The sequence below is a fragment of the Streptomyces sp. NPDC020801 genome (genome assembly GCF_044334385.1).
Lineage (GTDB): Bacteria > Actinomycetota > Actinomycetes > Streptomycetales > Streptomycetaceae > Streptomyces.
Map to the genome: position 1 here is coordinate 361053 of NZ_JBIRST010000007.1, position 21762 is coordinate 382814.

The following is a 21762-nucleotide window of genomic DNA, read 5'->3' on the forward strand; positions in this document are numbered from 1 at the left end:
CGGGCGGGTGCAGGCCGGCGTGGGCAGGTGCAGGCCGGTGCGGGCCGGTGCGGGCCGGTGCGGGCGGGTGCGGGCCGGCGTGGGCAGGTGCAGGCCGGTGCGGGCCGGCGTGGGCAGGTGCCGGCGCCGGTCTGGCTGGTGGGGGAGGTGGGGGAGGTCAGCGGCGGGACTGGTGCCGTGTCCCACGGGGAGGGCCGGATGGGTGGGCTGATGCGGCGCGGGGGCGCAGCCGCCCCGGAGTCCGGGCCGCGTCTCAGGGGCGCGAGCCCCCTGCCCCACCTGGACAGCCGGGAGCGAGTCGGCCGGGTGAGGGGCGAGGTTACGGCGAGGAGGGCGCCGAGTGCTGGGAGCTTCCCGGTACCGTGCCCGAGTCGTCGCTCGACGACGCCCACCACGCGCCGATTCCGACCACCGCCGCCAGCACCACCCCGGCGACGCCGAGCGTCACCCGGCGGCGGCGGGCGGCGGCCCGGTGGCGGGCCGAACCGGGGCGCGGGGCACCGGCGGCGCGGGGCACCCGCGCCGTCCCCCGTGCCCCGCCGGCCAGCTCGTCCGGCGCGGGCACCCGCATCGACGTATGCGTGTCCCGGTTGGAGTCCGGCTTCGCGCCGGGCACCAGTGGCACCGCGCCCCGGCGGCGCCCGGCCGGGTCCCCGGCCGGCGCCGGGGGCGCCGCGGCGGTCTCCTCCCGCGGCTCCTCCTCCTGGTCCGTGTCCGGTTCGTCCACGTCCAGCGGCGGCATCCCCGCGAGCATCGGCAGCAGCTCACGCAGCCGTGCCGCCAGCTCGGAGGCCCGCAGCCGCGAGGCCGGCGCCTTCGCCAGGCACTGCACTATCAGCTGCCACAGCTCGTCGGGGATGCCGGGCAGCGGTGCCACCGTCTCCGTGACGTGCCGGCGCAGCACCGCGCCCGGGTGCCCGCCGCCGAACGGAGTGAAGCCCGCCAGCAGCTCGTACAGCACCGTGGCCAGGGCGTAGATGTCCACCGCCGCCCGCGGCGGCAGGCCCTCCACGATCTCCGGGGCCAGATAGTCCGGCGTACCGATGATCTTCGTCGCGCGCGTGCGCTTCGGCGAGTCGATGAGCTTCGCCACCCCGAAGTCCGTCAGCAGCGCCGGGTGCGCCCCACCGGGGCCGAGCGGGCCCTGCATGTCCAGCAGCACGTTCTCCGGCTTGACGTCCCGGTGCACGACCCCCGCCGCGTGCGCCGCGGCCAGCCCGTCGGCCACGTCCGCCGCGATCGCCACCGCCGCCCCGGGCGCCAGCCGCCGCTCGCGCTCCAGACGGGTGCGCAGGTCCGTACCGCGGACGAGGTCCATGACCAGGGCGAGGTCGTTGCCGTCGACCACCAGGTCCCGTACGGAGACCACGTTCGGGTGTTCGAGGCCCAGCAGCGCCGTCCGCTCCTGCACGAAGCGGCCCACGAGTTCCTGGTCGGACGCGAGATCCTCGCGCAGCAGCTTGACGGCGACGGGCCCCTCGGGCCCCTCGCCGAGCCACACCGTGCCGGCGCTGCCCCGTCCCAGGATCTGGTTCGCGGTGTACCGGCTGCCGATCTTCCGTGCCAAGGCTGCTCCTACAGACGCGTGTTGCCGATAAAACTACGCGTCTGTGGAGCCAACCTTCACCGCGGAGACGGAAATCACCCGCCAGGTGTCGACAAATATCCAAACTCGTGAGCAGTGCCGTGAGCGGCGGCCAGTGCTCAGTTGCCCTTCGAGCCCCTGCTCAGGTCCTTGATCAAGGAGGTCACCTTGCCGACCCAGTGGCTCATCTCGCCCCAGTAGCTCCTGCCGGTCCCGATCCACTCCTGCAGCGGGCTCAGCTCCCAGACCAGCCAGCCCGCGACGAACAGGATGACGATCGTGAACAGGCATCCCTTGAGGCAGCCGAGCCCCGGGATCTTCATCGGGTTCGCGCTGCGCTGCCTGGGCGGCCGCGGCTCGCGCGCCGGGCGCTGGGGCTCCGGCGGGGCGGGCGGGGCGTACCGCTGGGGCTGCCGGGACTGGCGAGGCTGCTGGGGCTGGGGCGCGGGCGCGTACTGCTGCGGCTGGTGCTGCTGGGGGTAGCCGTATCCGGGGCCGGGCTGCGGCTGGGGGCGCTGCTGGTGCTCCGGCCGGGCCACCTGCCGCTGCGGGCGGCGGCGCAGCGGGTCCTCGCCCGGGTCCAGGTACTGGATCTGCGTCTGCTCGTTGCGGTCACGGGCGGCGCGCAGCTGGGTCTGCCAGGGGTGCGGCTGCTCGGACTGCTGCCCCTGCGGCCCGCCGTCGTTCGGCCGGCCCTGGGGCACGGGCGGCATCATGCGCGTGGGATCGGCCGCGCCGTGGCTGGGCAGCACGGTGGTCGGGTCGGCGGCCCCGTCGGGGCCACCCGGGCCGCCGGTGTGCGGCAGGACGCTGGTCGCGGCGTTCGGGTCGTACGACGCCGCGCCCTGGGGCAGTACCTGCGTCGGGTCGGCGGCCCCGGGTACGCCCGAACCGGGCACGGTCGCGGGCGCCGGATCGGGGGCCAGCAGGGCCGCGACGCCGTCCGCGGCGGCGATCTGGGCGGCACTCGCGTGCACGCCGACGCCCTCGGCGACCACGCGCAGAGCACGGCCGAGGTTCTCGGCGCTGGGCCGTTCGTCGGGGTTCTTGCGCATGCAGCGTTCTATGACCGTCCACAGCGGGTCCGGGGCGGTCGACGGGCGGCGCGGCTCGGCGCTCAGGTGCTGGTGCAGCACCTCCAGGGCCGAGCCGCCGGAGAACGGCGGACGGCCGGTGACCAGCTCGTACAGCAGGATGCCGGCGCCGTAGATGTCGACGGCGGACGTCTGCGGGCGGCCCTCGGCGGACTCGGGCGCGACATACGCGGGCGTGCCGACGAACTCGTGGGTGCGGGTGAGACCGGGCGAATCGGCCAGCCGGGCGATGCCGAAATCGGTCAGCATCGGATGCATCTGCCCGCCGTTCTGCCGCAGCAGGACGTTGGCCGGCTTCAGGTCCCGGTGGACGACCCCGTCGGCATGGCTCGCGGCGAGCGCGTCGGCGATCTGGGCGGTGAGCAGCGCGGCGGCGACGGGCGTGAAGGGCCCGTTCTCGCGCAGGTAGCGGTGCAGGTCGGGACCTTCGACGAGATCCATGACCAGCGCCAGCAGATCGCCCTCGACGACCAGGTCGCGGACCCGGACGATGTTGGGGTGGGTCAGCCGCAGCAGCACGGACCGCTCCCGAAGGAACCGCATCACGACGTCGGCGTCGTTCGCCAGCTCCTCCTTGAGGACCTTGATCGCGACCATCTCGCCGGGCTGACCGGCCACGGCCGCCTCGGCGCCCGCGGTCTCTCGCTGGCGGGCTCGCCAGACGGTGCCCGTGGCGCCGCGTCCGAGCGGCTCCTCGAGCAGGTACTTGCTGCCTACCGGCCGCACGTCATGCGCTCCCTGCTGCTTGCTTGCCTGGTCCCCCGCGCCTTCCGGGGCCTGCCGCGGGTGTTCCGACCCACTGTAGTGCCGCCGTGGGCGGTACCGGGCGGTCGTACTACTGCGCCCGGTGGTCCTTCCCTGCTCACCACGATCGCTCCATGCGACCGCTCCTCGCGACTCGTCCGTCCTTTTCAGGTGTCCTCTTCGGGTGTCCTTTCGAGGCGTTCTCCCGGGGCGTCCTTTCGAGGCGACTTACGCAGGGGGCGCCGTACATGTTCGATGGAAAGACGCTCGGCTCGGGTCGGTTGGTTGCCGCGAGCGGACGTGACCGATCTCAAGCGGGTCTCAAGCGGACACTCGCAGGGCACTGGACAGGCACTTTTGCGGGCAGAGCCGACCAATCAAGATCACTTGCCGGTGGGCGGCGGGCGCGGTGTCAGTAGCAGGTGCGAGGATGCTGCCAGTACTGGCCGACGTGCCCGTGCGGCGGTGGGGGAAGTCCGCGGTGGGGGACCGCGGGGCGGCTTCGCCCCTCCCGTTCCCGGGCGCCCCGCAGAAGGGACCGCTGACGGCGATGCAGATCCGGCTGACCGTCGTAGACCCGCTGGGCCCGCCCTCCCCCAAGCTCGCGGCTTCGCTCGAGCAGGGGGTCTCCCCATCACCGCGACGCCCCGCAGCCCGCTGCGACGTGCTGGTCACGGCACCGGCCGGTACGGCCCTGTCAGCGGTGGCATCGGCGCTCGCGGCCGCGGTCGCCGGCGACGGCGGTACGGGGTCCGAGCGCGGTGGACGGGAGCGCGGCGCGGCCGAGCGGAACGGCCGGGAGCGCGGCGCCGCCGAACGCGGCGGCCGGGACCCCGGCGCGGGCCCGGTGGTGCTGTACGCGGGCGCGGAGCGGCTCGACGCCCAGCGCTGCACACTCGGCGAGCCCCCGCTGCTGGACGGCGCGGTGCTCTCCCTGGGCGCCCCCGCCGAGCCCGAGCCGCATCCCGAGCTCGACGACGCCCCGACCCAGCTGCACGTGGTCGCGGGCCCGGACGCGGGCGGGGTCCATCTGCTGCACGGCGGGCAGATCACCGTCGGCCGTTCCGCCGACGCCGGCGTCCCGCTCGACGACCCCGACGTCTCCCGGGTGCACTGCGCGGTGACGGTCGCTCCCGACGGCGGTGTGTCGGTCGCCGACCTCGGCTCCACCAACGGCACGGTGCTGGACGGCCGGCAGGTCGGCGCCCGCCCGGTCCGCTTCACCCCGGGCGCGCTGCTGCGCATCGGCGAGTCGGCCCTGCGCCTGACGCCGGCCGCTGGACCCGGTGCGCGCGTGGCGACCGCACCGGACGGAGAGGGGCATGTACGGGTGGCCTCCGAGCGCGCGCGGGAGCGCGGGACGGCCGGCGTGCCCGGCACCGCCGCGGCTCACGCGCGCGTGGCGGCCGGTGGCAGCGCCACGGACCCGGCCGGGGCACCCGCGGGGACGCTGCCCTCACAGGCCACCGGTGAGACCCGCCTCTCCTACGGCTCGGCGAGCTGGGGTGCCTCCGGGGACGCGCCGGGGGCTCAGGAGCACGCGGCGCTCGAACCTCCCGCGGTGCCCGCGCAGGGCCGCGCGTCGCGGATCGAGGGCCCGGGCGGCGGCGACACGCACGCGGGCCGGTTCGGAGCGGGCGACCGCACCGGGGCCTTCACGACCGAGCATGCCGGGGAAGGCGAGTACCGCGAATACGGCGAGCACGGCGAGGAAACCGCCGGCGGCCCGCCGCGTACGGCGGCCCCGGACGGCCGCGCGGACGGTGCCCTCGGCGGCAGCGGACGCAAGGGAACGCCGCTGCGGGGCACCGAAGTGCCGCAGGGCCTGCGCAGGCGCGGCGGGCTCGGCGCGTGGGCACGCAGGCTGGCCGGCGGACGCGGGGAGCAGACGGCGGCCCGGCACGAGACGTACGGCGAGGACACAGCGGCCATACCGGCTGACGCGCGGGCGCGGGAGCCAGGCCTGCCCCCTGTGTACGCCGGCGCCCCGCAGCTGGCGGAGACCTGGCCGGACCCGGCGGCGCTGCTGCTGACCGCCCTCGGCCCGGGCCCACGGCTGTGGGAGCGCGGCCCCGGGCACCCCGAGGCGCTCACGGTCCGGCTGGGCACGGCCGACCGGGCGGCCCCCGACGGCTCCGGGCGTCTGCTGCCCGCCGTGCCGGTGACCGCCGACCTGCGGGAGGTGCGGGCGCTGGGCCTGGCCGGACCGCGAGCCCGTCTGTCCGGGCTGGCGCGCGCGGTGGTGTCCCAGCTCGCCGCGCTGCACTCCCCCGACACCCTCGAGATCGTCCTGCTCTGCACGGACCGCGCCCGCCCGCTGGAGGAGCGGGTCGCCGAGTGGTCCTGGCTCGGGTGGCTCCCCCATGTGCGCCCGGTCCACGGCCAGGACTGCCGTCTCCTGCTCGCCCACGACCGCGAGCAGGCCACCGCGCGCACGGACGAACTCCTCCGCCGGCTGGACGACCACCTGGCGGAGACCGGCGGACACGCACGCGGCCAGGCACGACGGTCAGCACCGGGAGAGGCCCGGAGCGGCGCGCCCGCGCTGCGCACCCACCCGGCCGACGACAGCCGCGCCGCCGCCCGGCGGCCCTCCTGGGCCCGGGACGACGACATCCCCGACGAGCCGGGCTTCGCGGGGCCTTACACCGTGGTCGTCGTGGACGGCGACCCGGGCGGCACCGCCGTACGGGAGGCGGTGGCGCGGCTGGCGCACGAGGGACCGCGGGCCGGGATACACGTCGTGTGTCTCGCCGAGGCGGCACCCGCCTCGCCCGCGTCCCCGGTCACGGAGACGTACGAGGCGGCGTGCGCGGTGTCGCCGGTGTTCCGCGAGTGCGGGGCCGTCGCCCTGCTCAGCGGCGACGTGGCGACGGCGCTGCGGCTGATGCGCGTCGCGCATTCCGGGACGGAGACGCCACGGCCGGGCGCCGCGGCAGCCACACAAGCACCGGCACCGGCACCCACGGCCGCGCCCGCCCACGGCCCCGGTGTCACCGCCACCTCCACGTCCGCCCCCGCCACCGTCGCGGCGCCCACACCCACCCCCGTACCCCCCGGCACGGTCGCCGTGGTCGACGCCGTCTCCCTCATGTGGGCCGAGCGCTTCGGGCGGGCGCTGGCGCCGCTGCGGACGGACACGGCCGCGGGAGACCGGCCCGCACGGGTGTCGGCGCCGCTGCCGCAGTCGGCACGGTTGCTGGACGAACTGGGACTGGCCCGGGCCACCCCGGCCTCGCTCCAGGCGCGCTGGGCGGACGCGGCCGACGACGCCGCGGCCCGCGGCGGGCGGGCCTGGGCGATACTCGGGGCCGGGCCTCGCGGTCCGGTCTGCGCGGACCTCGTGGCCGACGGCCCCCACCTGCTGGTCGAGGGACCGGCGGGCAGCGGCCGTACGGAGCTGCTGCGGTCCGTAGTCGCCTCGCTCGCCGCCGCCGAGCGCCCCGACCGCTTGGGCGTCGTCCTGCTGGACGGCCGGGACTGCGTGGGCTCGGCCGGCGGGTCCGGTGACGGCCTGAAGGTCTGCACGGACGTACCGCACGTGACGACCCATCTCACCGCCAACGACCCCGTGCGGATGCGGGAGTTCGCCCAGTCGCTGAGCGCCGAGCTGAAGCGGCGGGCCGAGCTGCTGGGGCGGTCGGACTTCGCCGAGTGGCACACCGGGCGCGAGGTGTCCGGCCGTATCGTCGCCCAGCGCACACCGAACGGGCGAGGCACCCCCGGCCCCACCCCGCCGGCCCGTGGCGCCTCCCCCGCGAGCCCGGCCGACACAAGGACGGCAGGGGCAGGACCGGCCGGCCCCGGACCAAGCGGCACCGGACCGGCCGGCCCCGGACCGAGCGGCACCGGACCGGCCGGCACAGGGACCGCGGGCACCGCCCCGATCGGCACCGGCGCGGCCGACCTCGACACCCCGCCCAGTTCCACCCTCCGTCTGCGCCCCGCGGCGGCGCGTGCGCGGGCCGAGGCCACGACGGCGCCGCCACTGCCCCGGCTCGTCGTGGTGGTCGACGACCTGGACGCCCTCGTCTCCCCCGCACTCGGTTCGCCCGGACGGCCCGCGGCCGGGTCCGTGATACGCGCGCTGGAGGCGGTGGCCCGGGAGGGCGGGCGGCTCGGCGTCCACCTGGTCGCGTCCGCCATGCCCGGAGGCCGTACGGCGGAGACCGAACCGGCGCGCCGGGCCGCGCTGCGGGTCACGCTGGACGCACCGGCCACCGGACCGGACGAACCGGCGCCCGGGCGCGGCCGGTTGACCTGCGCGGACGGGCGGGTCACCGCGTTCCAGGGCGGCCGCGTCACGGGCCGTATCCCCCGGACGGCGACCCAGCGCCCCACGGTCGTCCCCCTGGAGTGGCACCGTATGGGCGACCCGCCCGCCCGGCGCTCGGTGCGGGAGCTGGGCAACGGGCCGACGGATCTGGCCCTGCTGGCCAGCGCGTTGGAACGGGCGGCCAGGGAGGTGTCGGCGGCCGAGGTCCCCTCGCTGCTCTGATCGGGCGCCACCTGACGCACCGCCCCCCCTTCGCCCACGTGTTCCGCTTCCCCTTCACCGCCCGGCGATCAAGGTTGACGTAGAGTCACGACGTGGTCACGATCGCCCGGTTGACACCGTGGGCGCTCTTGCCGACCGCCGGGCCCCGGCGTAGACCAGAGCGCACGGGACAGCGCTCGACGTTCGACGAGGAACGAAGAACGGGGCAGTGATGCGCAGCACGAGCAGCACCATCCGGACACACCGGGCCGCCAGGACCGCAGCAGCCGTCGCCGCAGGAGCACTGGCTCTTTCCCTCACCGCGTGCGGCGGCTCGGGCAACGACAAGAAGAGCGGCAACGACCAGAGCGGCGGCGGGGCCACTCAGACCGGCGCCACCGTCACCCTCCCCAAGCTGAACGGCACGACCCTGGAGGTCGCCGCCGTCTGGACCGGCGCCGAACAGGCCAACTTCAAGAAGGTCCTCGCGGAGTTCACCAAGCGCACCGGCGCCAAGGTCACCTTCGTCCCCGCCCAGGACCCGATCATCAACTTCCTCGGTTCGAAGATCGCGGGCGGCCAGCCGCCGGACGTCGCCCTGCTCCCGCAGCCGGGCGCCATCAAGCAGGCCGTGGAAAAGAAGTGGGCCAAGCCGCTGGGCCCGGAGGCCCAGGCACAGCTCGCCAAGAACTACTCGCAGGGCTGGCAGGACATCGGCAAGGTCGACGGCAAGCAGTACGGCGCCTACTACAAGGCCGCCAACAAGTCGCTGATCTGGTACAACGCCAAGGTCTTCGAGAACGCGGGCGCAGTTGAGCCCAAGACCTGGAAGGACCTGCTGAGCACCGCGCAGAAGGTCTACGACTCCGGTGTCACCCCGTTCTCGGTGGGCGGCGCGGACGGCTGGACCCTCACCGACTGGTTCGAGAACGTCTATCTCTCCCAGGCGGGTCCGAAGAAGTACGACCAGCTGGCCCAGCACGAGATCAAGTGGACGGACCCGTCCGTCAGGCAGGCCCTCACCACACTCGCTCAGATCTGGTCCAAGAAGGACTACATCGCGGGCGGCCCGGACGGCGCGCTGCAGACGGAGTTCCCGGCCTCCGTCACCCAGACCTTCACCGGCGGCGACCAGCCGAAGGCCGGCATGGTCTTCGAGGGCGACTTCGCACAGGTCAACATCGGCGAGACCAAGGCCAAGGTGGGCACGGACGCGAAGGTGTTCCCGTTCCCGGCCGTGGGCACCACCGCGCCCGTGGTCTCCGGCGGCGACGCGGCGGTGATCCTGAAGGACTCCAAGGCGGCGCAGGCCTTGGTCACCTTCCTGGCCTCGCCCGACGCGGCGACGATCCAGGCCAAACTCGGCGGCTACCTCTCCCCGAGCAGGAACGTGCCCGACTCGGCGTATCCGAACGAGGTGCAGCGAAGGATCGCCAAGGCCCTGATCGCATCGGGCGACTCCTTCCGCTTCGACATGTCGGACCAGGCCCCGCAGGCCTTCGGCGGCACGCCCGGCAAGGGTGAGTGGAAGGATCTCCAGGACTTCCTGAAGAACCCCTCCGACGTCGCCGGCACCCAGGCGAAGCTGGAGAAGGACGCGGCGGCGGCCTACGGCGGCGGGAGCTGATCCGTGATGACCGTTCGCAACCATCGAGGACGGGACCGGCGATGACCTCGGCCACGGCGGCGGGAGCCTCACCGGGCCGCGCCGCCCCCCGTGGTCGCAAGAGCGTGACCGGCACCCGCAGGACCGTGGCGGCCCTGTTCCTGCTGCCCGCCCTGGTGCTGCTCGGCGCGCTCGTGGTCTACCCCATCGGGTACTCGGTCGTCCGCAGCCTCTACAGCGCCTCCGGCGACTCCTTCACCGGGATCGACAACTACAGGGCCCTGTTCACCGACGACGGCATCCGCACCGCGCTGAAGAACAACATCATCTGGGTGGTGTTCGCGCCGGTGGTCGCCACCGCGCTCGGCCTGATCTTCGCGGTGCTCACCGAACGGGTGCGCTGGGGCACGGCGTTCAAGCTGGTCGTCTTCATGCCGATGGCCATCTCGATGCTGGCGGCCGGGATCATCTTCCGGCTGGTGTACGACCAGGACCCGGACAAGGGCGTCGCGAACGCGGTGTGGGTGGGGGTCCACGACACCTTCGCGCAGTCGTCGGCGTTCCCGAAGGCGCACCCGGGCCGCGACTCGCCGCTCAGGCCCGACCAGGGCGGGTTCCTCACCACCAGCCCGGTCCACACGGGCCAGTCGGTCGCCCTGCCGCTGGTCGGCGTCGCCCCCGACCAGATGCCGGACAGCGCGAAGAAGGCCGTGCAGGCCAGGCCGGAACCGGGGAGGATCACCGGAACCACCTGGCAGGACTTCACCCGCGGCAAGGGCGTCGGGAAGCTCGGCGCGGTCGACCCGTCCGAGCTGGGCTACGCCGGTATGCGGATCGAGGCGGTGAAGGACGGCAAGGTGGTGGCCTCGGCCAAGGCCGCCGACGACGGCACGTTCGCCCTTCCCGCGCAGGCCGACGGCGCCCTGCTGCGGCTTCCGGCGAGCAACTTCGAGGCGCCGTACAACGGTGTGGACTGGCTGGGCCCCTCGCTGGTCACCCCGGCCATCATCGGGGCGTATGTGTGGATGTGGGCCGGGTTCGCGATGGTGCTGATCGCGGCCGGGCTCGCCGGTGTGCCCCGGGAGCTGCTGGAGGCGGCCCGGGTGGACGGCGCGAACGAGTGGCAGGTGTTCCGCAGGGTGACGGTGCCGCTGCTGGCACCGGTGCTCGCGGTCGTCGCCGTCACGCTGATGATCAACGTGCTGAAGATCTTCGACCTGGTCTACATCATCGCTCCGGGCTCCTCCCAGGACGACGCCAACGTGCTGGCCCTGGAGCTGTACCGCAAGGGCTTCTCGGAGGGCCAGCCGGGCATCGCCAGCGCCATCGCGGTGTTCCTGCTGCTGCTGGTCATCCCGGTGATGCTGTTCAACATGCGCCGGCTCAGGCGGGAGGTGCGGCGATGACGGCGGAGGCCGGGAATCCCACCCGGACGGCACGGGTTCCCGAGACCGTGAGGGCCGGGCGCTCCCTCGGCTCGCGTCTCGCGGACGCCGCGAGCGGCGGTCTGGTCCGCGTCTTCCTGATCCTGGTGGGCCTGTTCTGGCTGGTCCCCACGATCGGTCTGCTGCTGTCCTCGCTGCGCTCCCCGGAGGACATGAGCGCCAGCGGCTGGTGGACGGTCTTCGGCAAGCCCGCGCAGCTCACCTTCGACAGCTACCGGAAGCTGCTGGAGAACGGCGACATCACCCACTCCCTGCTGAACACCGTGCTGATCACGGTTCCGGCGACGGTCCTGGTGGTCGTCGTCGGCTCGCTCGCGGGCTACGCGTTCGCGTGGATGGAGTTCCCGGGCCGCGACTGGTGGTTCCTGGCCGTGGTCAGCCTGCTGGTCGTGCCGGTGCAGGTGGCGCTGATCCCGATCGCCGAACTGTTCGGGAAGATGGGGCTGTTCGGGACGATCTTCGGGGTGATCCTGTTCCACACGGGATTCGGGCTGCCCTTCGCGGTGTTCCTGCTGCGGAACTTCTTCGCGGAGATCCCCCGGGAGCTGCTGGAGGCGGCCCGTCTCGACGGCGCCGGTGAACTGCGGCTGTTCGCCCGGGTCGTGATGCCGCTGGCCGGACCCGCGATCGCGAGCCTGGGCATCTTCCAGTTCCTGTGGGTGTGGAACGACATGCTGGTGGCGCTGGTGTTCACCAAGTCCGGTACGCAGCCGATCACGGTCGCCCTGCAGACCCAGGTGCGCCAGTTCGGCAACAACATCGACGTGCTGGCGCCCGGCGCGTTCATCTCGATGGTGATCCCGCTGGCCGTGTTCTTCGCGTTCCAGCGGCAGTTCGTGTCCGGCGTGATGGCGGGCGCGGTCAAGTAGCCAGGGCACCGGCCCCGTCCCTTCCCGATCACCCGCGGTCCCCCACATGCCGTACCGAGCCGTAACCGGTTCACTCCATCGGCCGTTCCCGGGCAGAAGGCCCGCGCCGACCCTTGGATGTCCCCCTTGCCCAGGTTCAGTGTCATCGTCCCCGCGTACCGGGTTCAGGCGTACCTGCGCGAGTGGGGCGGCGTCCTGGCTACCACCGGCCGTCGGCTCTTCGACGTCTTCGAGCAGTACGACCGCATCTTCGCGTTTCTCGGCCGGCGGCCCCAACCGGCTTGCCGACGGCCGCCGTTGCTCCGACCGCTGGTCGACCACCTCTCGCCCCTGTTCAGCCGGACCGGCCTGCTGCCGCGTGGCTGCCGCACCGACTTGCTGCGCAAAGCCCGTACCCACCAGCGCCGTTGCCGCAGCCTCGGCGCCCGCCTGGCCCCGCGCCCCGGGCTGCGGCACGCCCTGGTCCGGCTGGGTCTGCGCCGCGCCTTCCGCGGGCTGCTGCTGGCGACGACCCTGTGCCGCCGGGCGGTCAAGCCGGCCGTCAAGTCGCTGCGCGCGCTGCGGGCCGCCGCGCTCCAGCTGCACCACCGTGTCCAGCCGCACCGCCGCGTCCAGCCGTGGCTGCCGCTGCGCGCCGGCCGCGCCGGAGCACCGGGGCGACAACGTCGGCTCCGACCGCCGTCCGGACTGTTCCCTGTCCGCCGGCCGGCCCACCGCGCCGGCCCGGGAGCGGGTCGCGACCAGCCGGTCACCAGGCCGTCGCCGAGAGCCTCTGAACGCCGTTTGCCCTTCCGGGGAGTCCGTATGCGACCCAACACGTCACGGCCCACCCCCACCCGGCCGTCCACCTGGCGGCCGTCGGGCCGCCCGGGCCGGGAACGTCACACCAGGACCGCAGGGGCAGGACCGCAGACGACCGGGCCCGCACGAGGCGGTCACTCGATGAGGTGACTGGTGATGGTGCCGTTGACGCGGGCGGGAATATACGGCCAATGGTCCGTAGATCCCCGTCCGCGTCCGCCCCGATCCGGTGAGCACCGGCGCCCTCCTCCGGCGGCGGTCCGTACGCGGTGCGACCGCGCTGCGCGGCGGCCAGGCCCGGCGCCCGAGCCCGTACCAGGTCCTCGGCCTCCTGTTCTGGCTGGTGATGTCGCTGGCGTACTGGCGGGTGCCGCTGTGCTGCGACGCCGGCCAGCACGCGGCGGTGATCGAGCGGCTCAGGGCGGATCTGCTGCATCCGCGCCACCCGACGGCGGACCTGCCGGGCGCCGGCAGCCCGTACTACTCGCCGTACGCGGTCGCCGAGGGCGTCCTCGCCCGGCTGACGGGGCTGCCGGGCTGGGATGTGCTGCGGCTCGCCGGGCCGCTCAACCTGCTGGTGCTGCTGACCGGTCTGGGCCGCTTCGTGCGGCTGCTGACCGGGCGGCCGTGGGCGCCGGTGCTCGCGCTGGGCGCGATGACTCTGCTGTGGGGCACCGAGCGGACCTGGTGGAGCGGCTACCTGGGGCTGATGTCGATGACGGGCGGCCTCGGCCGGCCGTCGGCGTTCGCGATGGGCCTGGCCCTCTGGGCGTGGGCGCTGACGGGAGAGCGGGCGCGGGACGCGGGGCCGGTGCGCTTCGTGGGGCCGAACGGGCTGCGCGGCTGCTGCGGGTACGCGGCGCTCGGCGTGCTGTACGGGGTGATCCTGCTGGTGCACCCGATCACGTCGGTGGCGGCGGGGGCGGGGGCGGTCGCCTGTGTGGCGGGGTGGCAGCGGGGGTGGCGGCCCCGGGTGGCGGGCCGCTGGGTCCTGACCGGGGCCGTGGCCGTGGCGGTCGCCGTGAGCTGGCCGTACTTCGACGTGTTCGACGTGTTCGCGACGGTCGGGGCCGGGCGGCTGGATCAGCTGCACCGGGTGCGGCACGACGACCTCGGCGGCCGGTTCTGGCTGGCGCTGCTCGGGCTGCCGGCGCTGTGGGCGCGGGCGCGCCGGTCGCGGGGGCGGGACCCGCTGGTGCTGATGTTCCTGCTCGACTGTCTCGTCGTGGCCTGCGGACGGCTCAGCGGTCACTTCGCCTACGGCCCGGTCCTCGGCCCGGCCCTGCTGGGAGGGCAGGTCGCGCTCGCCGTGGAACTGACGGCGGCGCGGCCGTGGGCGCCGTGGCGCCGTGTGCTCGGGGTGCTCGCGGCGGCGGGGGCCTGTCTGGGCCTCCTCACCGTCCAGGCGGGGGCGGTGGTGCCGCGCTCACTGGACCCGGTCGGCTTTCCCCAGCCGCCGCGCTGGCCGACGTACGGCTGGGCGGCCCGGCACATGCGGCGCGGTGACGTCGTACTCGCGGACGGCTACTACGCACTGCACTCGATCGCCGGGTACGGCGTGAACCTCGTCGCGCCCGCCCGGCCGGACGGCGCCCTGGACGAGCGGACGCGCCGCCGGCGGAGCGACGACGTGCGTGCCTATCTCGACGCCCGGACGACCCGCGCCGGCCGGTCCGCCGTCGTCCACCGCTACCACGTGCGCTGGCTGCTGCTGACGCCTCGGCGCAAGGTGCCCGGGGAGGCGGTGGTGGTGGCGTGGAGCCTGCGGACCGGGGAGGTGCTGGCACGGGTCGGGGGCTAGTGCTGTGGCCGGAAGGGTTTGCCGGAAAACTCGCGGCCTCCGGTGCGGTGCATCGCAAGGCGGAGCATCGCCCGCGTACTGGAGGTACTCGGGTGATGCGACAACGAGGCGAGGTGCCGTGCCGGACGCCGCGAGCCGGTGAACCTTGCCGGTCGCAGCACCAGTCACTCCAACGGCCCGGGGGACGAGCTCGACCACTCGAAGACGGGCTCGGCCACTCGGCTACTCGACGACGATCTCGACCGGGATGTTTCCGCGGGTGGCGTTGGAGTACGGGCAGACCTGGTGGGCCTGCTCGACCAGCTTGCGGCCGGTGGCCTCGTCCACGGTGCCGGGCAGCTCGATGCGGAGGGTGACGGCGAGACCGAAGCCCTGGCCCTGCTTGCCGATGCCGACCTCGCCGGTGACGGCGGCGTCGCTGACGTCCACCTTGGCCTGGCGGCCGACGAGGCCGAGGGCGCTGGCGAAGCAGGCGGCGTAGCCGGCGGCGAACAGCTGCTCGGGGTTGGTGCCCTGCCCGTTGCCGCCGAGTTCCACCGGCGGGGCCAGCTGCACGTCCAGCTTGCCGTCGGAGGTGAAGGCGCGGCCCTCGCGGCCGTGGGTGGCGGTGGCGACGGCGGTGTAGAGCGCGTCCATGGAAAACCATCCCTCTCGAAGAGTCTCGTAAGGCGTCCCGAACAGTAGAGCACACAACTTAGTTGTGCACAATTAAATGGAGGGCCGGAGCTATCCTGGGGACATGACCACCGAGGTTCCACCCAGCGCCGCGCCGGACGAGGACTGGCTGCGCCTGGACCGCCAGATCTGCTTCTCCCTGCACGCCGCCTCGCGCGCCTTCAACGGCGTCTACCGCGTGCTCCTCAAGGAGCTCGGACTGACCTATCCGCAGTACCTGGTGATGCTGGTGCTGTGGGAGCACGGCCCGACCCCCGTGAAGAAGCTCGGCGAGCACCTGCGCCTCGACTCCGGCACCCTGTCCCCGCTGCTCAAGCGCCTGGAGGCGGCAGGGATGGTGCGCCGGGAGCGCAGCGCCCGGGACGAGCGCTCGGTTCAGGTGCGGCCGACCGAGGAGGGCGCGGCGCTGCGTGAGCAGGCGGCCCTGGTGCCGCGCCGGATCGCGTCGGCGACCGGCTTCACCCTCGATGAGATCCGCGATCTGCACTCCCGCCTCGACCGGCTCACCACGGCGCTCGACGCGGCGGCCCTGGAGGAGACGCCGGGCTGCCGATAGGCGGCTCTTGGCGCCGGCAGCGGCGTATCAACGCAAAGAAGACATATATAGACATTACGATCCGCCGTGATGACTGCTTTCCAGAGCGTGACGGGCGCCCTCACGCGTGCGTCGACGCGACACCGCCTCCTTGCCCTGACGGCCGCCTGGCTCCTCACGCGCACCCTGATGCTGTGGCTGCTCGCCCACAGCAGCCGGCCCCTGCTGGGCGGGGGCGTGGTGGCGCCCGAGGTGTGGAAGCTGTACCAGCGCTGGTACCACGTGCTGTCCCACGGCGCCTTCCCGGCACACGACAAGCTGTGGCAGTACCCGCCGGGTGCCGGACCGGTGTTGCTGTCGCCCGCACTGCTGCCGGGCCTGACGTACTTCCAGGCCTTCGTGACGCTCACCCTGGCCGCCGACGCGGTGATCGCCCTGGCACTGGCCCGCGCGGGCACGCGTCGCGGCCGCTCCCTGCGCGGGGCGGGCTACTGGACGCTGGGCCTGCCCCTGCTGCTGCACATCCCGCTCGCCCGCTACGACATCCAGGTCACGGCCTTCGCCGTGCTCTCCCTGCTGGCGCTGAAGCGCTCCACGCGCGCGTGCGGCACGTTCGCCGCGCTGGGCGCCCTGGTGAAGGGCTGGCCGGCCCTGGTGCTGCTGGGCACGCCCCGGGGCGGTGCCACACGGTCGGCGTGGACCTCGGCGGCCGTCGCCGGGAGCGCGGTCGGCCTGGTCCTCGTCTGCGCGTTCCGCAACCCGCTGGCCTTCGTGCGTCAGCAGGGCGGCCGGGGCGTGCAGATCGAGTCGTTCGGCGGCACGGCACTCTCCCTGGCCACGCACGCCGGCTGGTCGGGGAGGGTTCGGTACCAGTACGGCGCGCTGGAGTTCACCGGACCGCACGTCGCCGCCGTCGCGCACCTCTCACTGGCCCTGTCGGCGGCCGCCTTCGCGCTGCTGCTGCTGTGGCGCATCCGGGCCCGGCACTGGACGGAGGCGACGCCGTACGACGCCGCGCTGAGCGCCGTACTGCTCTTCACCGTCACCAGCCGGGTGATCAGTCCGCAGTACATGATCTGGCTGCTGGGGCTCGCCGCGGTGTGCCTGACCTCACGGCAGACCTCCCAGCGCCCGGTGGCCGCGCTGATCGCGCTGGCGAGCCTGGTCAGCGTGATCGCCTACCCGACGCTGTACCACGAGGTCGCCGCCCGCACATGGACCGGCTGCGCGCTGATGATCGTACGAAACGGTTTCCTGGGCCTGGCCGCGGTACTCTCTCTGGCCCGGCTGTGGCGCTCGACAAATTTCGTGGCACGTGGAAGGGAACCCGAATCGGACGCACACCGTCTTCCGCACGGGACGCTAAGTCCCTCTTAACGGGAGATTACCGACCGCCCCTACCCTTCCGCCCGTGGATTCAATGCAGCCGCAACGCCAGCAGAAGCCCGACGTCAGCGTCGTCGTGATCGGATACGACGACGAGGCCAACATCACCGACGCCGTGCGTTCGGCGCTCGCACAGGGAGCCGCCGTCCGGGAGGTCGTCGCCGTGGACGACTGTTCGACGGACGGCACTTTCGAGGCGCTCACCCATCTCGCCGAGACCGAGCCGCGCCTGCGGGTGATCCGGCGCGAGACGAACAGCGGTGGCTGCGGCAGCCCGCGCAACACCGGCATCGACGCGGTGACGTCGTCGTACGTGATGTTCCTCGACAGCGACGACGTGCTGCCGCCGGGTGCGGTGGACGCCCTGCTCAGGGCCGCCCGGGAGGAGCGCGCCGAGGTGGTGAGCGGGCTCTGCGTGCGCCGTGAGCTGCCCTCGGGGCGCGAGGTGCTCTGGCAGGACTCCCTGTACCGCGAGAGCGCGGTGCTCGAGCGCCCCGCCCAGCTTCCGGCCCTGGTGCACGACACCCTCTGCGTCAACAAGCTCTACCGGACCGACTTCCTGCGCGAGCGCTCCATCCGCTTCCCCGAGGGCCGCTTCCGCTACGAGGACTTCGTGTTCACGGCGCGGGTGCTGGCCGCCGGGCCGCGCATGGCCCTCATCCCGGACCGGGTGTACGTGTGGCACGTGCGCCGGTCCGCCGAGCAGCTGTCGATCTCGCTGGACCGCGGGGACATCGGCAACTGGCAGGCACGCGCCGAGGCGAGCAGGCAGGCGTACGACATCCTGCTGAGCGCCGGGCAGAAGGAGCTCGCCCGGGCCGCGCGCGCCAAGTTCCTCGACCACGAGCTGCGCATGTACGTGCGCGAGCTGGACCTGCGCGACGCGGAGTACCGGCGCGCGTGGTGGACGCACACGCGCGAGTACCTCGGGGAGTACGACGCCGCCGACTGGACCGTCAACCAAACGGCACCCGGCCGCCTCCTCGCCCGGGTGATCCTGGCCTCGCCCGAACCGCGCGACCTGCCCAGGCTCAAGGAGCTCGCCGCCCGGCCGACCCGCCTGTGCCCGCCCTACGCACGGGACAGGGACGGCACCCCGGTCTGGGCGGACGACCTGCCCCAGCTCACCCTGGAGCCGTTCCTGACCCGTCCGGCCCACCAGCTGCCCCTCGCCGTGGACGCGGAGCTGCACCCCGGCGCGCGCGTCACCGCCCTGCGGCTGCGTCTGCACGAGCTGTACGGCCGGGTGGCGCCGGCCGGACCGCGGGAGCTGGCGGTGGAATGGCGGCACCGGGAGCGGGGACTAACGCGGCGGACCGCCACGGTGGCGCTGACGCCCTCCGCCGACGGCACCTGGGCGGCCGAGACCGCCGTGGACCTCGCGGGGCTCGGCGCCGGTACCTGGGACCTGCGGCTGCACGTGCGCTTCGCCGACGGCACGACCCGGGAGATGACGGCGCACGCACGCACGGGGCCCGGGCTGCTGCGCCGCCGCGTCGTCCCGAGCCTGCTGCACGGCGTCCTCCTGGTGCAGCCCTACGCCACGCACTCCGGCGCCCTGGCCGTCCGCATGGCGACCGGCCCGCGCGGTGTCACGTCCGTGCTGCGTGGCAGACTCCGCCGCCTGTTCCGCTGACGAACCGGGTACCGGGTACTGAGAGTACCGAGCACGCCCGTACCGAGCACGCCCTCACACGCACCGAGCACGCCCCACACACGCACCACCCTCATGGGCCAATGACGAGGAGACGCCCGCACATGACCTGGCTGATCACCGGCGGCGCCGGCTACATCGGATCGCATGTCGTCCGCGCGATGACCGAGGCGGGCGAGCGGGCGGTGGTGTACGACGACCTGTCCACCGGCATCTCCGAGCGCGTCCCGGACGGGGTGCCGCTGGTGGTGGGCTCCACGCTGGACGGGGACCGGGTGACGAAGACGCTCACCGAGCACGAGGTCACCGGGGTCGTGCATCTGGCGGCGAAGAAGCAGGTCGGCGAGTCGGTGGACCGGCCGCTGCACTACTACCGGGAGAACGTCGAGGGCCTGCGCGTCCTGCTGGAGGCGGTGACGGCGGCCGAGGTTGCCTCGTTCGTGTTCTCCTCCTCGGCCGCCGTGTACGGGATGCCCGACGTGGACCTGGTCACGGAGGAGACGCCGTGCGCGCCGATGTCGCCGTACGGTGAGACGAAGCTGGCGGGCGAGTGGCTGGTCCGCGCGACGGGCCGGGCGACGGGCATGTCCACGGCCTGCCTGCGCTACTTCAACGTGGCGGGCGCGGCGAATGCGGACCTCGCGGACGTGGGCGTCTTCAACCTGGTCCCCATGGTCTTCGAGAAGCTGACGCACAACGCACCCCCGCGCATCTTCGGCGACGACTACCCCACGCCCGACGGCACCTGCATCCGTGACTACATCCACGTGGTGGACCTCGCGGAGGCACATGTCGCCACGGCCCGCGCCCTGCAGGCCTCCCCCGGCCTCGACCTGACCCTGAACATCGGGCGCGGCGAGGGCGTCTCGGTCCGCGACATGATCGACACGATCAACGCCGTCACCGGCTACGACCGCCCCCCGACGGTCACCCCCCGCCGTCCCGGGGACCCGGCCCGGGTCGTCGCCTCCGCCGACCGCATCGCCACCGAACTCGGCTGGACGGCCAAGCGCGACGTCCACGACATGATCACCTCGGCCTGGGAGGGCTGGGTGCGCCACCACCCGGAGGCAGCCCGCAGCTGACCGGCCCGACATCCTCGACCGGGTCCGTTTCGGCGGGCCCGGTGCTGTTTCTCCGGCGGCGTTCACCGCGACGTCACAACGGCGTCCGCGGCGGTGTCGCAGCGGCGTCCGCGGCAGCGTCCAGGGCGGGCGTCACAGCCGCCTTCGCGGCAGAGTCCAGGGCGGGCGCTTCACAGCCGCCTTCGCGGCAGCGCCCAGGGCGGGCGCTTCACAGCGGCGTGCACGGCAGCGTCACAGCGGCCTTGCGGTGGCGCGCACGGCGGTCTTCACGGCGGCGCTCACAGGGCCTTGATCGCCGCGGCCGTCGCCCGCGTCAGACCGTCCAGGTAGCCCTTGGGCAGCTTCGGGGTGCGGATGACGACCGCTCGCCAGTACAGCGGGCCCGAGATCAGGTCGAGGGTGAGGTCCGGGTCCAGGCCCGGGCGGATCTCGCCGCGCTGCTCGGCCGCGGCCAGGATGCTGCTGGCGACGCTCTCCTGGCCGTCGCGCACGGCCTTCTGCATGGCCTCGGCGATCTCGGGATTGCGGGCCGCCTCGGCCTGGAGGTCGGGGATGATCTGCGAGGCCACGGGGTGGCGCAGGGCGCGGGAGGTCACCTCGTACAGCAGCCGCAGGTCGGTCTCCAGGGAGCCGGTGTCCGGCGCGGGCAGGCCCTGCACCGCGAGCGCCGAGACGATGTCGAGCACCAGGTGCAGCTTGGAGCGCCAGCGGCGGTACACGGCCGTCTTGCCGACGCCCGCGCGCCGCGCGATCCCCTCGATGGACATGCGCGCGTAGCCGACGGCCGCGAGCTCCTCGAAGACAGCGGCACGGATCGCCTCCGTCACGTCCTCCCTCAGTACGGCCGCCCCGGCAGGGACCCGGCGGCGCGGACGCGTCTGGGGCTCGTCGGCGTTTGTCGTCATGCCGTCAAGCATAGGGCGTTACGACGAAACGGTTGCGTTCCGACGTCACTTCGGCCTACGCTCGCGTTGCGACGATACGGTGCCGTTCCGGCGTAAGAAAACGTGAAGAGAACCGTAAGGAAACGGGCGGCGGACACGAACCCGGACGCCCGCACCCCCTCCCCCCGACGAAAGCAGCGGATGTGAGCCAGGTCCTCCACACACCGCCCTCCGCCCCGGCCCAGGCCGAGGACGACCTCGCGGCGCTCGCCGCCCGCCACGGCCTGTCCGTCAGCGGTGCCCGCCCCTCGCTGCGCGAGTACGTGCGCCAGCTGTGGGCGCGGCGCCACTTCATCAGCGCGTTCGCCACGGCCAAGCTCACCGCCCAGTACAGCGAGGCGAAGCTCGGCCAGGTCTGGCAGGTCGCCACGCCGCTGCTGAACGCCGCGGTGTACTACTTCATCTTCGGCATCCTGCTGGGCACCAGCCGCGGCGTCTCGGACTACATCCCGTTCCTGGTGACGGGTGTCTTCGTCTGGACGTTCACATCGAACTCGATCATGGCGGGCACCCGGGCGATCTCCGGCAACCTCGGCCTGGTGCGGGCCCTGCACTTCCCGCGGGCCGCGCTGCCGGTCTCCTTCGCGCTGCAGCAGCTCCAGCAGCTGCTGTTCTCGATGGGCGCCCTGGTGGTGATCCTGCTCTGCTTCGGCGTGACGCCCGGCATGGCGTGGCTGCTGGCGTTCCCGGTGCTGGTGCTGCAGTTCGTGTTCAACGCGGGCGTCTCGATGGTGATGGCCCGGCTGGGCGCGAAGACCCCGGACATCGCACAGCTGATGCCCTTCCTGCTGCGCACCTGGATGTACGTCTCGGGCGTCATGTGGAGCATCGACGCGACGCTCAAGCACAGCAGCATGCCGCACATCGTCAAGACGCTGCTGGAGGCCAACCCGGCCGCCGTCTACATCGACCTGATGCGCTTCGCGCTGATCGACAGCTTCAAGGCCCACCAGCTGCCGCACCACGTGTGGGCCTACGCGCTGGGCTGGGCGCTGCTCGCCGGCGTCGGCGGCTTCATCTACTTCTGGAAGGCCGAGGAGACGTACGGCCGTGGCTGAGCG

At 73.5% G+C, this 21762-nt stretch carries 15 protein-coding genes; 11 read left to right on the plus strand and 4 right to left on the minus strand.

All coding sequences use genetic code 11. From position 1 onward, the window contains the following. Window positions 1–319 precede the first annotated feature (319 nt). Together ACH4UM_RS17735 and ACH4UM_RS17740 are read right to left on the minus strand one after the other, a co-directional pair. Window positions 320–1567 carry a serine/threonine-protein kinase gene (locus ACH4UM_RS17735; RefSeq protein WP_398179483.1) on the minus strand — a complete coding sequence of 416 codons (1248 nt, stop codon included), beginning with the start codon at window positions 1565–1567 and terminating at the stop codon, window positions 320–322. Between the two features lie 137 nt (window positions 1568–1704). Next, window positions 1705–3405: a serine/threonine-protein kinase gene (locus ACH4UM_RS17740; protein ID WP_398179486.1), complete on the minus strand. Its 1701-nt coding sequence runs from the start codon at window positions 3403–3405 to the stop codon at window positions 1705–1707. A 568-nt stretch (window positions 3406–3973) separates the two neighbouring features. On the opposite strand from ACH4UM_RS17740, the gene ACH4UM_RS17745 reads away from it, so the two are divergent. From ACH4UM_RS17745 to ACH4UM_RS17770, 6 genes are all read left to right on the plus strand, one after another. Beyond that, window positions 3974–7921: an FHA domain-containing protein gene (locus ACH4UM_RS17745; protein ID WP_398179616.1), complete on the plus strand. Its 3948-nt coding sequence runs from the start codon at window positions 3974–3976 to the stop codon at window positions 7919–7921. A gap of 211 nt (window positions 7922–8132) precedes the next feature. Then, on the plus strand, window positions 8133–9527 hold the full coding sequence (locus ACH4UM_RS17750) for an ABC transporter substrate-binding protein (protein WP_398179489.1): 1395 nt from the start codon (window positions 8133–8135) through the stop codon (window positions 9525–9527). Window positions 9528–9568: 41 nt separating this feature from the next. Then, window positions 9569–10912 (plus strand): carbohydrate ABC transporter permease, encoded by a 1344-nt coding sequence (locus ACH4UM_RS17755; RefSeq protein ID WP_398179491.1) that lies wholly within the window; start codon window positions 9569–9571, stop codon window positions 10910–10912. Further along, window positions 10909–11820 carry a carbohydrate ABC transporter permease gene (locus tag ACH4UM_RS17760; protein WP_398179494.1) on the plus strand — a complete coding sequence of 304 codons (912 nt, stop codon included), beginning with the start codon at window positions 10909–10911 and terminating at the stop codon, window positions 11818–11820. Before ACH4UM_RS17755 ends, ACH4UM_RS17760 begins: the two co-directional genes overlap by 4 nt. 126 nt (window positions 11821–11946) lie before the next feature. Beyond that, window positions 11947–12771, plus strand: coding sequence for a hypothetical protein (locus tag ACH4UM_RS17765; RefSeq protein ID WP_398179497.1), 825 nt, complete (start codon window positions 11947–11949; stop codon window positions 12769–12771). A 79-nt stretch (window positions 12772–12850) separates the two neighbouring features. Beyond that, window positions 12851–14422, plus strand: coding sequence for a hypothetical protein (locus ACH4UM_RS17770; RefSeq protein ID WP_398179500.1), 1572 nt, complete (start codon window positions 12851–12853; stop codon window positions 14420–14422). 222 nt (window positions 14423–14644) lie between these two features. Here ACH4UM_RS17770 and ACH4UM_RS17775 read toward each other — a convergent pair whose 3' ends face one another. Continuing rightward, a complete protein-coding gene (locus tag ACH4UM_RS17775; RefSeq protein WP_398179503.1) occupies window positions 14645–15058 on the minus strand; it encodes an organic hydroperoxide resistance protein in 414 nt (137 codons plus the stop codon). Window positions 15059–15161: 103 nt separating this feature from the next. Between ACH4UM_RS17775 and ACH4UM_RS17780 the strand changes: the two genes are divergently transcribed. The 4 genes from ACH4UM_RS17780 to galE all read left to right on the plus strand — a co-directional run bounded on the left by ACH4UM_RS17780 (window position 15162) and on the right by galE (window position 19757). After that, entirely contained in the window at window positions 15162–15653 is a 492-nt protein-coding gene (locus tag ACH4UM_RS17780) for a MarR family winged helix-turn-helix transcriptional regulator (RefSeq protein ID WP_398179506.1), read from the plus strand. Window positions 15654–15722: 69 nt separating this feature from the next. Continuing rightward, window positions 15723–17009 carry a glycosyltransferase family 87 protein gene (locus ACH4UM_RS17785; protein WP_398179509.1) on the plus strand — a complete coding sequence of 429 codons (1287 nt, stop codon included), beginning with the start codon at window positions 15723–15725 and terminating at the stop codon, window positions 17007–17009. A 43-nt stretch (window positions 17010–17052) separates the two neighbouring features. Continuing rightward, window positions 17053–18654 carry a glycosyltransferase family 2 protein gene (locus ACH4UM_RS17790; RefSeq protein ID WP_398179619.1) on the plus strand — a complete coding sequence of 534 codons (1602 nt, stop codon included), beginning with the start codon at window positions 17053–17055 and terminating at the stop codon, window positions 18652–18654. Between the two features lie 122 nt (window positions 18655–18776). Then, entirely contained in the window at window positions 18777–19757 is a 981-nt protein-coding gene (gene galE, locus ACH4UM_RS17795; protein ID WP_398179512.1) for a UDP-glucose 4-epimerase GalE, read from the plus strand. Between the two features lie 278 nt (window positions 19758–20035). Here the strand turns inward: galE and ACH4UM_RS17800 are convergent, their stop codons facing one another. Then, window positions 20036–20662 (minus strand): TetR/AcrR family transcriptional regulator, encoded by a 627-nt coding sequence (locus ACH4UM_RS17800; RefSeq protein ID WP_398179515.1) that lies wholly within the window; start codon window positions 20660–20662, stop codon window positions 20036–20038. A 182-nt stretch (window positions 20663–20844) separates the two neighbouring features. On the opposite strand from ACH4UM_RS17800, the gene ACH4UM_RS17805 reads away from it, so the two are divergent. After that, the gene (locus tag ACH4UM_RS17805; protein WP_398179518.1) at window positions 20845–21759 is read left to right on the plus strand and encodes an ABC transporter permease; all 915 of its coding nucleotides are present in this window, start codon (window positions 20845–20847) and stop codon (window positions 21757–21759) included. The last annotated feature ends 3 nt before the right edge of the window (window positions 21760–21762 follow it).